Below are 15,910 nucleotides of genomic sequence, written 5' to 3'. Positions count from 1 at the left end.
GACCTGCGGCATTTTGATGCCTTCCCCAACAGGTCCTGGGGTGCCGCATATATCTGATCGCACACAATGATCCCGGTTTCCGAGCTCTGCTTCCCTGGGCGTCTTTTCGATGGGGTATATGAAGTTCAATAGAGAGTACTAATTTTGCACCGCAGTATTTATTCGCTGCTTTCAATCTCGTTAAAACATTAATTTCCCAGAAATAATTCCAATTCTTTCTTGATGATTAAAAGTCATACTGATGTCGCAGGGAATATTGGGATGAAGATATACTGTTTATTAATTCAGCGCATCTAGCTTCGTTAAAATACAAGCGGTTCGGTCGTGGTTTGCCGCTTGCGGAATATTGTTTCTGTCAAGGCACGCGGGGGGCGGGCCGCGCGATTGCTGCGCCACCCAAGAAGGTGGTGATATGATTTTGAAATCCGCAACTAGCCGCAATATCTTCGCCGTCGCCGCATGCGGCGTGATCGCCACGGTGGCCGCTTCGGCCATCCTGTTCGATTCCGCCTACACGACGATCCGCCGGTCCAGCCTCGACCAGATGCGGGAGATCGCCGACACCACGGCGGCCGGATCCGAAAAAGCCCTGGGATCATCGATCACCATCGTCAATTCGCTCGAGACCGTCCTTTCAACTATGAAGGAAACGGGCAATGCGAACCGGACGGCCGCCGACGATCTCCTGAAGAACATGCTCGAAGACAATCCGGCGGCGCTTGGCGTCTGGACCGGCTGGGAGCCGAACGCCTTCGATGGCAAGGATAAGGATTTCGCCGGCAAGGACGGCAATGATGCGACCGGCCGCTATATCCCATACTGGGTTCGCAGCGGCGGCAAGATTACGCATGTTCCGCTCGCGGACTATACCGTTTCCGGAGCAGGGGACTATTACCAGCTCCCCTTCAACCAGCAGAAGACCGTGGTCATCGAGCCCTATTCCTATGCGATCGATGGCAAGCAGGTTCTGATGACCTCCATCGCCAAGCCGATCATGATCGATGGCAAGCCTGTCGGCGTCACCGGTCTCGACATCGCCCTCGATGACGCCCAGAAAGCCATTTCCACGATCCATCCCATGGGCACCGGCTTCATGAGCCTGGTCACCGGGGGAGGGGGAATGATCAGCCATCCTGACGGCACGCTCATTGGAAAGAATATTAAGGATGGTGGTGCCCAGACGGCTGGTTGGGACCAGCTGATCGCCAATCCCGGCACCGAACGCGAAATTACCGGTCCCGACGGCAGCATCTATTTTGCCGTCGCCGAGCCGGTGAAGCTGACCGATGGCATATCCTGGTATGCGATCGTGGCCGTGCCGAAAGCCACTGTATTCGCGCAGGTCGACAATGTCGTGAAGAACGCCATCGCGGTCACCTCGATCGCCGCCGTCCTCCTTGGACTTGCCGGCTGGCTGATCGCCCGGCGGTTCGTTCGCCGCATCGAGAACGTCATCGGCGAAACCGACCGGATCGCCAATGGCGATCTGAATGTGACGCTTAAGGATCGCGAAGCCCGCGACGAAATCGGGGATCTTTCCCGGTCGCTGAATATCCTGCTGGAAAGCAATCGTGAAAAGATGCGGCTCGAAGCCGAGGCCGAAGCCAGCCGCGCGACACAGGAGACGGAGCGCGCCGAGCGCGCCCGCGTCAACGACGCCCAGGAAGCGGAAGTGAAATTCGCCGTTGGCGAACTCGCCGCCGGACTGGCGCAGCTTTCGGACGGCAACATGACGGCCAGGCTCGACCGGCCGTTTACATCGGCGCTTGACGAGATTCGCGGCAACTTCAATGCCTCGGTCGAAAAACTGCAGGCCGCGATGATTTCCTTCTCCGAGAATGCATCCGTGATCCAGAGCGGATCGGAGGAAATCCGCGTGGGTGCGGACGATCTCGCCCGACGTACGGAACAGCAGGCGGCTTCGGTTGAAGAGACGGCCGCAGCGCTCGAGCAGATCACCACCTCCATCAAGGATTCGACCACGCGCGCCGAAGAAGCCGCAGCTTTGGTCGGCCGCACGAAGGACAATGCCGAACGTTCCGGCGAAATCGTCCACAGTGCGGTCGAGGCGATGAATGGCATCGAACGCTCCTCGCAATCGATCTCCAACATTATCGGCGTGATCGACGAGATTGCTTTCCAAACAAACCTGCTTGCCCTCAATGCGGGGGTCGAGGCTGCCCGTGCCGGCGAAGCCGGCAGAGGGTTTGCCGTCGTCGCCCAGGAGGTTCGTGAGCTGGCTCAGCGCTCCGCCACGGCGGCCAAGGAAATCAAGGCGCTGATCCACTCCTCCGGAGATCAGGTCAAGAAAGGTGTCAGTCTCGTCGGCCAGACCGGGGAGGCCCTGCGTGCAATCGTTCAGGAGGTCCAGCAGATCGACAGCAACGTGCAGGCGATCGTGCAGTCAGCCCGAGAACAGTCGACCGGCCTGCAGGAGATCAACACTGCCGTCAACCAGATGGACCAGGCGACCCAGAAGAATGCGGCGATGGTGGAGGAATCCAATGCCGCGTCCCATACGCTGGCAAGCGAGGTCTCGTCACTCTCGGCCCGCCTCGGGCAGTTCAAGCTGGACGGCGCCGCAGGAAAGGTGGTTTCGCTGGGCAGCTCGGCACCGGGAAGAAGTGCAGGCCCCTCGAGAACCGCCGCGGCCACCCCCAGCGCCGGGCTTTCAGGCCAGAGGGCACTGGGCGAGAGACTCCGCTCCGCCTTCAAAGGGGCTGCGCCGGCAGCGGCAGACCCGGCATGGGAAGACTTCTGAGATTTCCCATGCCCTTCGAAGCGATAAGATTCGGATAGCTACCGCAGCACGTGCCACAGCATCGACCATCTGATCTGGCTCAGACTTCCTTGAGCCAGATCGAGCCCTTGAGGCTTCCGATCAACGTAGCACTCGCCTCGTTCAAGCCCAGCACATCGGCGGGGATATGATGCGCCTTGAAACGCTCGACCACCTTGTCGAGGGCGGCAACGGCGGTGATGTCCCAGAAATGGGCGCGCGACACGTCGATAAGAACCGTCATGCCATTGGCTTCTTCGATATCGAAAGCCTCTACGAACACATCCGCCGATGCGAAAAACACCTGGCCTGTCACGCGGTAGGTCAGCCGCTTCGCCGTAGCGTCCGTCTCGGTATCGACTTGCAGAAGGCGAGCGACCTTGAACGTGAAGAACACACCGCTCAAAAGCACGCCGACGGTAACACCCAATGCCAGGTTCGAGCTGAACACCGTAACGAGGACGGTCAAGACCATTACGGCGCTCGACGTCTTCGGGTGAACGACCATTGCCTTCAGAGACGACCAGTCGAATGTGTCGATCGACATCATCACCATGATGGCCACCAGTGCGGCGACGGGAACCTGCGACACCCATGGCTTGAGGAGAACCATCAGGATCAGCAGGAGCGCGCCTGCAAACAAGGTCGAGAGACGCCCGCGTCCGCCGTATTTCACGTTGCTGACCGTCTGGCCGATCATGCCGCAGCCGGCGATGCCGCCGAACAGGCTCGCTGCGGCATTGGCGACGCCAAGGCCGGTGCATTCCCTGTTCTTCGAGCTGGGCGTGCCGGTGAGGTCGTCGACGACACTGGCCGTCATCATCGATTCCAGCAGGCCCACCATGGCGATGGCGAGCGCCGGCCCGGCGATTATCCTGAGGGTTTCCAAAGTCAGGGGAACGGTGGGCCAGCTCAGGATTGGAAGCGAGTCCGGCAACTTGCCAAGATCGGCAATCGTCATCACGGGCAGCTGCAGGGAGATCGAGACGACGGTCAGGATGAGGATGCAGATCAACGGCGAGGGGATCGCCGTCGTGATCCTTGGAACCAAGTAGATGATCGCAAGCCCTGCGGCGAGCATGGCATAGCCAAGCCAGTCTCCGCCGATGATGTGGGGAAGCTGGGCCCCGAAGATCAGGATCGCCAGAGCGTTGACGAAGCCGGTGCGCACGGACTTCGAGACAAAGCGCATGAGGACTCCGAGGCGCAAAAGCCCGAACGCGATCTGGAAAAGGCCGGCGAGCAAGCCGGCGGCAAAAAGGTAGGGCAGGCCATGGGCATGGACCAACGGCGCCGCGACAAGGGCGACTGAGCCCGCCGCGGCCGAGATCATGGCGGGACGACCGCCGGTGAAGGCGATGACGATGCCGATAATGAAGGAGGCGAAGAGGCCGACCTGAGGGTCGACGCCCGCGACGAAGGAAAAGGCAATGACTTCCGGGATCAGCGCAAACGTCGCGACGGCTCCGGCGAGCATTTCGCGCGTGGGATTGGCGGACCAATCCCGGCGGATGGATGAGAGTTTCATGTGGTGACGGTCTCGCAAAGCATAGCGAACACGCTGGGTGCAGCGGTTTTTGGTGACATGCTGGTTTTGCGTGGTCTGGCGGATCGGCGGCCAGAAGAGCCACCCGGAGTTTCACCGGGTCCGTGGTGAGTATGTTGCTTATGGCCAGAATTTTTCCGCGACGCAACGTGAAATTTTTGCCGCCGTCATGCCCGCGCCAGGGCACCTGTGCCGATGCCCTGGTTCTTCGTCTAGATAACTCTTGCCTAGGCCAGCTGATCTTTGGCCAGGTGGTAAAAGTACATGGCTCCACGCTCTAGGATGTCATCGTTAAAGTCGTAGGTCGTGGTGTGGAGGCCGGAGCTTTCGCCATTGCCGATGAGGACATAGGCGCCTGGAACCCTTTCGAGCAGGAACGAGAAGTCCTCGCTCCCCATCAGGGGAAGGTCGAGTTCGGTAAACGAATCCTCGCCGAAGTGCCGTTTGATCGTCGACTTCGCCGCCTCCGCGGCATCCTTGTCATTGATGGTCGCGGGATAGCCCACCTGCCAGTCAAGCGAGATATCGGCACCGTAGCTCTTGGCCTGAAACGTGGCGATCTGCTCTACGCGTTCGCGTATCTCTTCACGCACCTTCGGGTTCATGGCTCGCATGCTGATCTCCAGCACAGCGGTGTCGGGAATGATGTTGGATGCCGAGCCCGACAGGAAAGCGCCAACGGTGACAACGGATGGCTGGTGGGGCGAGATGTTGCGTGACACCAGCGTCTGCAGTGCCATCACGATGCTGGAGCCGACGACCACGGGATCGACGGTCAATTCCGGTTGTGCACCATGACCGCCCTTGCCCTTCACCGTCAGCGTCAGGACGTCGATCGAGGCGGCAACCGGTCCGGCGCGGGTTGCGAAAGTACCGGCCGCGATGCCGGGCCAGTTATGCAGCGCGAAAACCCGCTCGCAGGGAAAGCGCTCGAACAGGCCGTCCTCGATCATCAGCTTGCCGCCGCCGAAGTTTTCTTCCGCCGGCTGGAAAATGAAATGCACGGTTCCCGAGAAATTCTTGTCTTGCGACAGCGCCCAGGCGGCACCGAGAAGCATGCTGGTATGGCCGTCATGGCCGCAGGCATGCATGGCGCCGGGATGCTGGCTGGCATAGGGAAGATTGGTTTCCTCATGCATGGGCAAGGCATCGAAGTCTGCGCGGAAACCGATGGCACGATTGCTGCTGCCGGCGCGAAGGGTAGCGACGATGCCTGTGGTGGCGAGGCCACGCGTTACCTCAAAGCCCCATTTCTGAAGCTGCTCCGCAATGAAATCCGAGGTCTTGAATTCAGACAATCCGACCTCGGGCATCTGATGCAGGCTATGGCGGATCTCGATGAGATCGGGGAGAAAGCCTTGGAAGTCGATATCGCTCATTGCGGTCCTCATGCCATCTGAAGGAATTGACGAAGTCGCGGGGATTCCGGATTGCGCATCATGGTCTCCGGCGCGCCACGCTCTTCGACCAGGCCCTTGTGAAGGAAGATCACCTCGCTGGAAATATCGCGGGCGAGCGCCATTTCGTGGGTGACCATCACCATGGTACGGCCCTCTTCGGCTAGCTTCTTGATCACCTGAAGCACCTCGTTGACGAGTTCGGGGTCAAGGGCGGATGTCGGCTCGTCGAAAAGCATGACTTCCGGGCTCATGGCGAGCGCGCGGGCAATCGCCGCGCGCTGCTGCTGCCCGCCGGATAGCTGCGCCGGATATTGATCGCGCTTCGGCGTAATGCCGACCTTCTCCATCAACACCTCGGCTTCGGCGATCGCATCCTTGCGGGACGTGCCGAGAACATGGATCGGACCTTCGATGATGTTTTCGAGGATTGTGCGATGGGACCAGAGATTGAAGCTCTGGAAGACCATGCCGAGGCGGGTGCGGATGTGTTCCAGCTGTCGCGGATCGGCCGCATGCAGCTTGCCGCCGCGCGACGGGGCCGTGCGGATGGCCTCGCCTGCGACCGAGATTTCGCCCTTGTCCGGCGTTTCGAGATAATTGATGCAGCGCAATAGGGTGCTCTTGCCGGAGCCGCTGCTGCCGATCAGCGAGATCACGTCGCCCTTGCGTGCCTCAAACGAGATGCCCTTCAAGACCTCGACGCTGCCGAAGCTCTTGTGGATGTCTCGCACCGAAAGTGCTGTCTCGACCATTTCAATTCCTCCCGAGGCTTTCGAACTCACGCACGAACGGCGCGATAGCGCGTCATGCGGAATTCGACGACGTTCATGATCCGGGTCAGGATGAAGACCACGGCGAAATAGATGATGCCGGCGGCGATCAGCGGTTCAAAGATCAGCAGCGACTGGCGCTGCAGCATCCGGGCCGTCCCCATCACTTCGAGAATGGTGATGGTCGAGGCGAGCGATGTCGTCTTCAACAGGATGATCAGATCGCTTGTGAGAACCGGCAGGCAATGGCGGAACGCCTGCGGCAGCGTCACGCGCCGAAGGATCGTCCATCGCGTCATGCCGATCGAAAGCGCGGCCTCGATTTGGCCGCGGGGGATCGCCTGGATGGCGCCGCGAATGACTTCGGCATTGTAGGATGCCTGGTTCAGACTGAGGGCCGCGATCGCATACCAGAGGCCATCGCGCAGATAGGGCCAGAGGAAGCTGTGGCGGACCCAGGTGCCGGGCAGGATCTGACCGAGGCCGTAATAGACCAGGTAAATCTGCACCAGCAGCGGCGTCCCGCGAAAGGCGAAGGTGAAGGCGAAGGCAGGCCATGCGAGCAGCCGGTATTTCGACAGGCGGGCAAGGGCTGCAAGCGTGCCGATGATCAGGCCGAAGATGCCGGCCGTTGCCGTCAGCAGCAGCGTCAGCGGCGTTGCCTTGATGAGGGCGGGCAGGAAGGAAATGACGTTGGTGATCGTTTCCATCAGCGATGCCCCCGGTTCAGATAGTGCTCGATGCGGCTGATCAGGAACACGGACACCAATGTAATGAGCAGGAAGAGCAGGGCGGTAAGACCGTAAAACAGGATGTATTGCTTTGTGCTCGCGGCCGCTCGGTAGCCGGTGTAGAGCAACTCGCTGAAGGAGCCGAGCACCGAAATGATGGCGCTCTCCTTGGTAATGGAGAGCCAAAGATTGCCCATTCCCGGCACCGCGTGGCGCATCATCTGCGGAAGGATGACACGTATCAGGATCTTGCGTCGCCGCATGCCGATCGACACGGCGGCCTCGATCTGACCCGGCGGCACCGCGAGATAGGCTGATCTGAGAACCTCGGTCATGAAGGCGCCGGAGACGAAGGCGAGCGCGATGATGGCTGCCCAGAAGGGGCTGAACTGAAAGCCGTCATCGACGAGGCCGGCATATTTCAGGAACCGTTCAGCGCCGCTTGCGACGGAGAAATAAAGCAGAAGGATGACCAGGAGTTCCGGCAGCGAGCGCACGACCGTCGTATAAAGTCCGGCCGCAAAGCGCAGGGATCGATGGTGCGAAAGCTTGCCCGCGGCGCCGAGAAAGCCGAATCCTACGGCCACTATGTAAGAGATGATCGAGACCTGAAGGGTCATCAGCAGACCCCAGGCGAAATTGCCGCCCCAGCCTTCCGGGCCCCAGCCGAGCAAGTGCCAATATGAGTCCATGCATTCTACCTGCTCGATCCGGCTTTGCTTTTGAAGTGAGCCGGTCGGCCCTTGTTGTTGCCGATAGTGCGGGATCAGGCGCCGTCTGGTCTGCAAGGCTGCGATGAGGCGTTAAGAGCGATTTCGCGACAAAGGCAGAAGGAGGGCGGGTGGCCGCGGCGCGGTGGGCGCAGCCGAAGCCGCGCCCGGTTTCACGCCATTACTTCTTGTTGAAGATCCACTTGTCGACAAGCTTCTGCGTCGTGCCGTCCTTGTCGAGTTCGGCAAGCGCCGTGTCGATCTTGGTCAGCGTGTCGGCATCACCCTTGCGGATGGCGTAGGCAACACCTTCGCCAAGCGTGGTGTTCTTTGGAACGGTGAGCTTTACTTCGTAATCGGCACCGGCATCCGACTTCAGGAAGGTCTGGATGTAGAGATCCGGGATCAGCACGTAGTCGACACGGCCGGCGATGAGATCGGCAACGGAGTTGTCGGCCGTGTCGTAGCTCTTGGCTTCGGCACCCTTCAGGTATTTCGCGACATAAGCGGCCTGAACGCTGGAGGTCTGAACGCCGATGATCTTGCCGGAAACGATCGAGGGATCGATGATCTTGCCCGAACCATCGGGAGCATCGACGGTGGTGATCTTCGTGCTGTCGGACTTGGCGCCGACGAAGGATGTGCCTTCGGTGTAGTATGGCGTGCTGAAATCCACGACCTTGCGACGATCATCGGTGATCGAGAAGGCGCCGATGATGAAATCGACCTTCTTTTCGTTCAACGACGGGATGAGGCCGTCCCAGGCCATCTGCTTGATGTCGCACTTTGCCGTCAGTTTTGCACAGACCGCGCGGGACAGATCGGCTTCGAGGCCTTCCCATTCGCCCGCCGCATTCACCTGCGTGAACGGCATGTAGGGTTCGGGCGTCATGCCGAGGCGGATGGTATCTTCGGCATGAGCAAGGCCGGCGGACAAGATGAGTGCGACGCCGGCCGCGATTGTCGATTTGAAGCTATGCATGCTGTTCTCCCAGTTTGTTTTAAGTTTGTTTTATCGGCCGTTGCGGAACCAGCGCAGCGACATGCAGGACAGGCCCGCATCAATCTTTCCGATTTGGGTCGTCTGCAAGGGCACGACCTTGTAGCCGAGCTTGTCGAGCATCTCGATCGTGCGCGGGAAGTCCGAACCGACCATGACGACGTCGTTGACGCGCAATGCGTTGGCGGCGGGCTCTTCGCCTTCCGGAATGATGATCTGCTTGAAGTCCTTGAATACGCCGGAGCGGGCGAGGCGAGCCGTCGACAGGACGTTTTCGTCGTCAAGCAGCGAGCAATCGGTCTTGAAATGCAGTACGCCTTCTGGCGTTGCGACGATCTCAGCCTTGCGGCCGAGCTTGGCGATGCAGGCAACAAGCGCTTCGGCACCGACCTTGTCGGTTCGGGCGGAAAGACCGATCATGACGCTCTTCGGCGTCGTCAGCACGTCGCCGCCATCGGCAAAGCCGGGGCTCGGAAGGTCGAGGACGGTTTCGAACATGTCGCGAAGTGTCGGGGTGATCTCAGCCGTTTCGCCGACGCGGGTTGCAGCACCAGGGCGAAGCAGGATCGCGCCTTCCGGGAAGACGAGCGCCGGGTCTTCGACGAAGACCGAGTCGGGGAAGGCTTCGAGCGCCGGAAGAATGGTCACTTCGACACCGGCATCGCGCATGGCGGCGATATAGGCGTCGTGTTCGGCCTTGACGCCATCATAGGTCGGGTTGCCCCGATCGTCGGCGCGAAGGCCGTTGACGACCGAGCGCGAGGGCTCGCGCACGATGACCGAATTGAAGTGATAGACTGATCTTGCTTGCGACATTTCCAAGTACCTTTATGTTCTTGACGGCTTCTCTATCCGGCTCACCCGGCGGCGTAAAGCAATTGTGTGGCTGCCGGATCGCGGCGCGACAGGTGGATGCCGGCGAGCATGCAGCGCACCGACCCACCGGCCAGTTCGATGGTCGAGACATCGAAGGGCAGCAGCTTTGCCGACTGCTCGATGGCCTCTGTCTGGCCGGCGTCCAAGGCTGCGTGAGCCCTGGCCGACAATACGACCACCCTGCCGCCTCGACCTTCCAGCTCTATGGCATTGCCGGCGAAGTTCTCGATCTGCTCGATCGAGAGATCGATCACCTTGCGGCCGGTCTCCTCGAGCCTTGCGATGATCTCCTGGCGGCGGGCAACATCCGGGATCATCTGAGATCCAAGAAGCGCAAAATCCGTTCCGATGCACATCAGCACGTTCGTGTGGTAGATCGATTTGCCGTTCCGATCGACGGCATCGAAAACCATCGGCTCGAAGTTGAAATGGGTGCAGAAGCGCTCCAGCGCGACTTCATTGGTGCGGTTGGAGCGGACGGCATAGGCGACGCGGCCGATATGATCGAGCACCATGGCGCCGGTGCCTTCCAGATAGACATGGTCCTTTTCGAGGCCCGAATAGTCGATGACGTCCTGGACGCGATAATCGGTCTTCAGCATCTCGATCACATCCGTGCGCCGCTCGCTCTGACGGCTGGCGGAATACATCGGATAGATGGCGACATGGCCGCCCGAATGCGTGGAGAACCAGTTGTTGGGAAAGACCGAGTCCGGTGTCGTGGCGGTCTTGTCTTCGAAGACATGTACGGTAATGCCAGCCGATGCGAGGCCTTCGGCCATGCGCGTCACTTCGTCGAAGGCCGCACTTGCGATTGCCGTTGCCGCACGCCTTTCGTCGTTCGACTGGAACGAGTTGTCGTTGGCGGTCATCGGATTCGGGGTGAAATGATGCGGCCGGATCATCACAACTGACTTCGGGGCCTGTACGGATAGTTTACTCATGCTTCAGGCGACGCTCCGCGGCAAAGTGGAGGCTGACTGGCGAAAAAGCCGCGATGATTACGGGCATTCTCTGGCTTGGCATCGCACTGCAGCTTCGTCTTCGACTTGCCTGGCAAGCCGAGGCTCTGTTTCGAACCGCTCGCGGCGACGAGAATCCTCGCCGGTCGAGCCAGCTCGACAACATCGTCGACGCCTACAGATTGAACCACGTTTCCAGCCTCCTCAGGAAATTTGATGAGGCAGCGTAGGTAGGCATAGCGTCAGTTGAAATTCGAGAACTGTAGAAATTCTTGCAGTAAATCTAGCAAATTGCACTGCTGCTTTGTGCAAACCGCCAGAGATGTTTTTGATTGCTGTATTGGGGCTTGATCTCGACGACCGCGATGAGCGGCATCCAGGCCCTTGGAAGATCAAAGTCCGGGCGCCTGAGGCCTCTTGTCGAACCTTCCGTCTGACGGTTGGTCGCGCAGAATTGGCGCATCTAAATCCCGTATCAATGGGAACCCGAACAGGTCTGCATCGTTTCTGAAAGACGAATTGTCGTAAACCACCAGGAGAATGCAATGGCCGATATCAAGCTGGACAAGGACGTCAACGTTCAGATCGAGGAGCTGCGCAACCAGCTGGACAAGCTTTCGACAGACCTGGCCGGCAGGATAGACCTTGCATCGGAACGTGCCGATGAAGCGCTGTCTTCCGCCAAAGCCAAGGTTTCCGACGTTGCGGACATGGCGCGCAGGGAGGGCCGGAATGTTGTCCAGGCAGCAAGGGAAAACCCGACGGCAACAAGCTCGGTGCTCTTTGCGACCGCGCTGGTCGGTTTCTTCGCCGGCCTGGTCGTCGGCAAGCTTGCGGACTGACGTAAGTCATCAGGATCTGCCCGTTACGTCCGACCTGTCATGGTCAAGGCGCAACGATGGTGATCGTGCGGGATGCCCCGTTGCATCTGCACAACCCCGCACGGTGATGAGTCGGAGCGGGGTTTTACTTTGGTCAGATATGGTGAGAGCTGGCTTGGTCGCGTGTCATCTTGCTGAGGATGGCGACCTTCGCTTGGGGCTCGCAAGCAGGCCCTCGCGCTGCAGTTTCTTCCGCATGGCTTTGCGGTGCCTACTGACGGCCTGCGCCTTTTCGCGGATGCGACGCTCGGACGGCTTTTCATAGGCCCGTCGTTCCTTCAGCTCCCGGAACAGCCCCTCGCGCTGCATCTTTCGTTTCAGCGCTCTCAGCGCCTGTTCGACATTGTTGTCTTTTACCAGAACCTGCATTTTGTTCTCCTTGTTGTTGGCGTTGATAAAATAATGGTCGCCGTCAGCCGAGTTGCTCGGCGACCAGCTGCTGAAGCTCCCTGCGCGTCAGCAGGCAGGGATAGGGCTTCCAGTTCTTGTCGTTGGGCCGGTTGCCGGCCTGTTCCCGTTCGCACGGCTTTGCCGCCGCAATCGCGGGCGCAATGTTTGGTGTGTTCAATAGAATTTCCTTCGCCGGCCATCGGCCAGCGTTAATGACAGTGTGTTGTGGGGGCGCCCGTCACGTCACAAGACGGAGTGCAAAGCCTTAGGCTTCGCGGCTACCCGGTGTAGCCAGGGACGCTGTTTCAGCTCGTAAAATGGGTATTCAGAAGTGGCATTGCAAGGACGGGTCATTTCGCCCGAGCTTCAGCCCCAAGCCTTGCATCCGGCGGAAGGCCGCCAAAGGCGGCGCCTCCCAACCACTAGCTCAAGGCGCTCACTTATTCGTACGGTCGAGCAGAATGCTCATCTCGTCAAAGCGGCGCTTTCGGTCGGCGTTCGTATCGTTCGCCGAGTAGCAGACATCGGACACACAGAACCGCGTGAGATGGTGAGGCGGATCTGTCTTGTCGAACTCGCATTCGAAGCTGTCGCTCATATCGGATTTCGCGGTTCCCGGCCGGATCGAATAGGTCAGCCGGACACCGGGTGGCTTCAATTCAGGAAAGGATTGGACGATGCCGACATTGAGATGATCGGTCAGCAGAAAATTCCTGGCGGCAATCTGGCATGTGTTCTCGAGCTGGGGTGACTGAGCCTCTGCTGCTGCCGGTGCGAACAGGGCAGCGCCCGTTAGGGCCAGCCCTATCATTGTTGATTTCGATAGGATGGCGGATGTGGTGCCGGCAGGGTGCTCTCTACGACGGTTCCGAAATAACGAAGTCTCGATACTGATCGCCGGCATCTCATGATCCTTTCAAATGCATGTCGCTGACGCAGCACTGCCGGTAATTGCAGGGCCATGCGCGTCAGCGCTTCACTCGGTTCGCTAGCGAACCGGGTAAGGAACGACCTGCGGCTCTTATGGTTCCCCGAGAGGGTATCGGTTTGGACTTGGCGTGTTGCCTTGGCTCCTGTTGCTTGCTGCCGCCAGTGCCTTTCAGACGCGGCCCGTTCGGTGCTGGTCGACGAGATTGCGGCAGGCGCGGATCGTCAGTGCCATGACGGTGAGTGTCGTGCCGGCGATGCCGCTGCCGGGAAAAGCACTGGCGTCGGTGACGATGACGTTGGGTACATCCCAAAGCTGATTGTGGGCGTTGAGCACTGAATTTCGCGGCTCGCTTCCCATGCGCGCGCCGCCTGTCTCGTGGATGGCCGCTCCCATGCACATGGTCTTGCGGAACCAGGTGCGGAACATGAAGCGGCTGAACGGATCGGCATCGGGGAAGGCGCCTCGACCCATTTCCCGGAGGCCTGTGGGAGAGCCGATGAATTCCAGATCACCGCCGACGCCGCGCACCATGTCGATCAGCACCTCTTCTTGCCGGCGCAGAAGCGCGTGTTCCTCGTCGCCCATGACGCAGCGGATGTGGGGCACAGGAATGCCCCAGGCATCCTTGCGGCGCGCATCGAGCGTGATGCGATTGTCGGCATAGGGCAGCATGCGGCCGAAGCCGAAAAAGGCCAGTCTTGCGGGCTGGTCGTCGGGCGTCGGCGCCCGACCGATGCTGCCCTGATAGTCGAAATCATCACGGCCGGCATCGCCTTCCCCAAAACGGGGGACGAAGATGCCACCGGATGGATTGTAGAAGGGATCGGTCGGAGCGGAGTCGTCGACTGCCCAACCCTTTGCCTTGGAGAAGGAGCCGAAGGCGAGGCACGGCAGCTGGTCCATGAAATAGCGCCCGAGTGCACCGGAGCTATTGCCAAGCCCCTGCGGATGACGGTCGCTCGCTGAATTGAGAAGCAGCCGCACGCTTTCGATCGGCGATGCCGAAAGCACCACAAGCGCCGCGCGCACGGTCTCGACCCTGCCGGTGACGCGATCGATGAATTCCGCACCTGTGGCTTGGCTGCCGGATTGGTCGGTCGTGATGCGGCGGACGATGGCGTCGTGGCGGATGGTCAGCCGACCGGTTGCCAGTGCCTCGCGCAACGGCTTCGGCGTGCGCTCGGCATCGGGCGCGATATAGCGCCAGGAAACGACATGTCGCTGCGGCCAACGACCCTCGACCTCCGTCTTGAAGGTCTCCTCGGCCGGCGTCAGCTTTGCCGGATGCGCATAGACGCCATCGGGCAGGGTCTCGACGCCATCCTCGTTGCCGTAGAGCCCGAGGCTCGATTCGACCTCGGAATAATAGGGCGCAAGCTCGTCGTAGGACACCGGCCAGTCCTCGCCTTTGCCGGTCTTCGACTTGATCTTGAAGTCGTCGTCGGTCCAGCGCAGCAGCACCCGGCCGAAGCTGTGCAGGCGGCCGCCACCCTGACGACCACGGATCCAAAGGAAGGGTGCATCCTTCGGCGTGGTATAGGGGTTCTTGCGGTCGTTGACGAAGAAATGGCTGAAGCGCTCAGTAAAGAAGGCCGCGCGTGCCTGAATGGGCTGACCTTTCAGCGTCGCGCGTGCCCGCTCCCAGATATTGATGCTGCTGGCTGGCGCTTTCTTGCGGTTCGGGTCGAAATCCCTCTGTGTCACTGCGGGGCCGGCTTCGAGCAGCAGGACCGAAAGCCCCTGGGCGGTCAATTCCTTGGCGGCAAAGGAGCCGGCGGCGCCGGAGCCGATCACCAGCGCGTCATAGATAGTCTGAGACATGGATACTTTCCGTATGCTGTGAAAGCGGGTTCAGAGACGGGCGCCATCGGCGTCGAAGAGGGAGGCTTTGGCGATATCGAGCCCGGGTGTGATCGCAGTACCTGGTTGGAGTGCGGCATCGCCCATGATGCGATAGGAGAGGCTTTGTCCTGCCCAATCGAACCACAGCACCGTGTCGGCTCCCATCGGTTCGACGACCGAGACGATGCCAGGGATGGTGGGCCAGCCCGTTGCTGCGCCATCCGGCGCTATATGTTCGGGCCGGATACCGAGCGTGGCGGGACCCGCTTTGGCGGCGGCCAGAAAGGGATAGCTCGTGAGATCAATGGCAAGCCCGTTGCTTTCAAAGATCGGCGTACTTGCCTTGAGCGAAATCTCACCCTTGATGAAATTCATCGCCGGCGCGCCGATGAAGCCGGCGACGAAAAGATTGGTCGGGCGATGGTAGATCTCGGATGGGCTGGCCAGTTGCTGGATCACGCCGTCCTTCATGATGGCGATGCGATCGGCGAGCGTCAGCGCTTCCACCTGATCATGCGTCACATAGATCATCGTATTGCCAAGGCTCTGGTGCAGCTTCTTGATTTCGACGCGCAATTCGTTGCGCAGTTTGGCATCGAGATTGGAGAGCGGTTCGTCGAACAGGAAGACATTCACTTCGCGCACTAGCGCGCGGCCGATCGCGACACGCTGGCGCTGGCCGCCGGAGAGTTCGGAGGGCCGGCGGTCAAGCAATTGGTCGAGATGCAGCAGCGATGCGGTGCGGGCAATGCGCGCATCGATCTCGGCCTTGGGAAGACCCGCAACACGCAGGCCGAAGGACAGGTTCTTGCGCACCGACATGCGGGGATAGAGCGCATAGGATTGGAACACCATGCCGATGCCGCGGTCCTTCGGTTCGGCCCAGGTGACGTTCTTGTCCGATATCCAGACCTCGCCATCCGTGATGTCCTGCAGACCGGCTATGGAGTTAAGTAGGGTCGACTTTCCGCAGCCGGACGGCCCCAGCAGCACGAGAAATTCACGTGGGGCGATGTCGATCGACAGTTTGTCGATGACGGTATGATCGCCATAGGCGATCTTGAGATCCTTGACGGATACGGCAGGCTGCAT

Annotated in this window: 16 protein-coding genes and 1 other annotated feature; of the genes, 2 read left to right on the top strand and 14 right to left on the bottom strand. The window is 60.1% G+C overall.

Annotated elements, in window-relative coordinates; translation table 11 throughout:
• Nucleotides 1-412: 412 nt before the first annotated feature.
• Nucleotides 413-2,761, top strand: a complete 2,349-nt coding sequence (locus ACQZ6F_RS06055; protein ID WP_449093057.1) for a methyl-accepting chemotaxis protein — start codon at nucleotides 413-415, stop codon at nucleotides 2,759-2,761.
• Between the two features lie 79 nt (nucleotides 2,762-2,840).
• Here the strand turns inward: ACQZ6F_RS06055 and ACQZ6F_RS06050 are convergent, their stop codons facing one another.
• The 9 genes from ACQZ6F_RS06050 to ACQZ6F_RS06010 all read right to left on the bottom strand — a co-directional run bounded on the left by ACQZ6F_RS06050 (nucleotide 2,841) and on the right by ACQZ6F_RS06010 (nucleotide 10,965).
• Nucleotides 2,841-4,307, bottom strand: coding sequence for a SulP family inorganic anion transporter (locus tag ACQZ6F_RS06050; protein ID WP_449093056.1), 1,467 nt, complete (start codon nucleotides 4,305-4,307; stop codon nucleotides 2,841-2,843).
• A 69-nt stretch (nucleotides 4,308-4,376) separates the two neighbouring features.
• Nucleotides 4,377-4,432 (bottom strand) — a sequence feature (sul1 is cis-regulatory element that is thought to sense ions involved in sulfur or methionine metabolism; They are found in Alphaproteobacteria).
• A 120-nt stretch (nucleotides 4,433-4,552) separates the two neighbouring features.
• Nucleotides 4,553-5,704, bottom strand: coding sequence for a M20 aminoacylase family protein (locus ACQZ6F_RS06045; RefSeq protein ID WP_449093055.1), 1,152 nt, complete (start codon nucleotides 5,702-5,704; stop codon nucleotides 4,553-4,555).
• Nucleotides 5,705-5,712: 8 nt separating this feature from the next.
• Complete coding sequence (locus ACQZ6F_RS06040) at nucleotides 5,713-6,477, bottom strand: ABC transporter ATP-binding protein (RefSeq protein ID WP_077471531.1); 765 nt, start codon at nucleotides 6,475-6,477, stop codon at nucleotides 5,713-5,715.
• Nucleotides 6,478-6,503: 26 nt separating this feature from the next.
• Complete coding sequence (locus ACQZ6F_RS06035; protein WP_068395731.1) at nucleotides 6,504-7,205, bottom strand: ABC transporter permease; 702 nt, start codon at nucleotides 7,203-7,205, stop codon at nucleotides 6,504-6,506.
• Nucleotides 7,205-7,918: an ABC transporter permease gene (locus tag ACQZ6F_RS06030; RefSeq protein ID WP_077471530.1), complete on the bottom strand. Its 714-nt coding sequence runs from the start codon at nucleotides 7,916-7,918 to the stop codon at nucleotides 7,205-7,207. Before ACQZ6F_RS06030 ends, ACQZ6F_RS06035 begins: the two co-directional genes overlap by 1 nt.
• A 199-nt stretch (nucleotides 7,919-8,117) precedes the next feature.
• A complete protein-coding gene (locus ACQZ6F_RS06025; protein WP_449093054.1) occupies nucleotides 8,118-8,918 on the bottom strand; it encodes a transporter substrate-binding domain-containing protein in 801 nt (266 codons plus the stop codon).
• Between the two features lie 30 nt (nucleotides 8,919-8,948).
• The gene (locus ACQZ6F_RS06020) at nucleotides 8,949-9,752 is read right to left on the bottom strand and encodes a dimethylarginine dimethylaminohydrolase family protein (RefSeq protein ID WP_449093053.1); all 804 of its coding nucleotides are present in this window, start codon (nucleotides 9,750-9,752) and stop codon (nucleotides 8,949-8,951) included.
• A 41-nt stretch (nucleotides 9,753-9,793) separates the two neighbouring features.
• On the bottom strand, nucleotides 9,794-10,756 hold the full coding sequence (gene ctlX / locus ACQZ6F_RS06015; RefSeq protein WP_449093052.1) for a citrulline utilization hydrolase CtlX: 963 nt from the start codon (nucleotides 10,754-10,756) through the stop codon (nucleotides 9,794-9,796).
• The gene (locus ACQZ6F_RS06010) at nucleotides 10,753-10,965 is read right to left on the bottom strand and encodes a hypothetical protein (RefSeq protein WP_449093051.1); all 213 of its coding nucleotides are present in this window, start codon (nucleotides 10,963-10,965) and stop codon (nucleotides 10,753-10,755) included. Before ACQZ6F_RS06010 ends, ctlX begins: the two co-directional genes overlap by 4 nt.
• Nucleotides 10,966-11,319: 354 nt before the next feature.
• On the opposite strand from ACQZ6F_RS06010, the gene ACQZ6F_RS06005 reads away from it, so the two are divergent.
• Nucleotides 11,320-11,616 (top strand): hypothetical protein, encoded by a 297-nt coding sequence (locus ACQZ6F_RS06005; protein ID WP_077471524.1) that lies wholly within the window; start codon nucleotides 11,320-11,322, stop codon nucleotides 11,614-11,616.
• 165 nt (nucleotides 11,617-11,781) lie between these two features.
• On the opposite strand, the gene rpsU is transcribed toward ACQZ6F_RS06005, so the two are convergent.
• The 5 genes from rpsU to ACQZ6F_RS05980 form a co-directional block, all read right to left on the bottom strand.
• Nucleotides 11,782-12,024, bottom strand: a complete 243-nt coding sequence (rpsU, locus tag ACQZ6F_RS06000) for a 30S ribosomal protein S21 (RefSeq protein WP_077471523.1) — start codon at nucleotides 12,022-12,024, stop codon at nucleotides 11,782-11,784.
• 43 nt (nucleotides 12,025-12,067) lie between these two features.
• Complete coding sequence (locus tag ACQZ6F_RS05995) at nucleotides 12,068-12,223, bottom strand: hypothetical protein (protein ID WP_449093050.1); 156 nt, start codon at nucleotides 12,221-12,223, stop codon at nucleotides 12,068-12,070.
• A gap of 258 nt (nucleotides 12,224-12,481) precedes the next feature.
• Nucleotides 12,482-12,856: a hypothetical protein gene (locus ACQZ6F_RS05990; protein WP_449093049.1), complete on the bottom strand. Its 375-nt coding sequence runs from the start codon at nucleotides 12,854-12,856 to the stop codon at nucleotides 12,482-12,484.
• A 288-nt stretch (nucleotides 12,857-13,144) separates the two neighbouring features.
• Entirely contained in the window at nucleotides 13,145-14,797 is a 1,653-nt protein-coding gene (locus ACQZ6F_RS05985) for a GMC oxidoreductase (RefSeq protein ID WP_449093048.1), read from the bottom strand.
• A 30-nt stretch (nucleotides 14,798-14,827) separates the two neighbouring features.
• Nucleotides 14,828-15,910, bottom strand: coding sequence for an ABC transporter ATP-binding protein (locus ACQZ6F_RS05980; RefSeq protein WP_449093047.1), 1,083 nt, complete (start codon nucleotides 15,908-15,910; stop codon nucleotides 14,828-14,830).

The organism is Rhizobium sp. A22-96, from assembly GCF_053521805.1.
The sequence above is the reverse complement of the archived record's forward strand: the minus strand, read 5'-3'. Positions and strand labels throughout refer to the sequence as shown.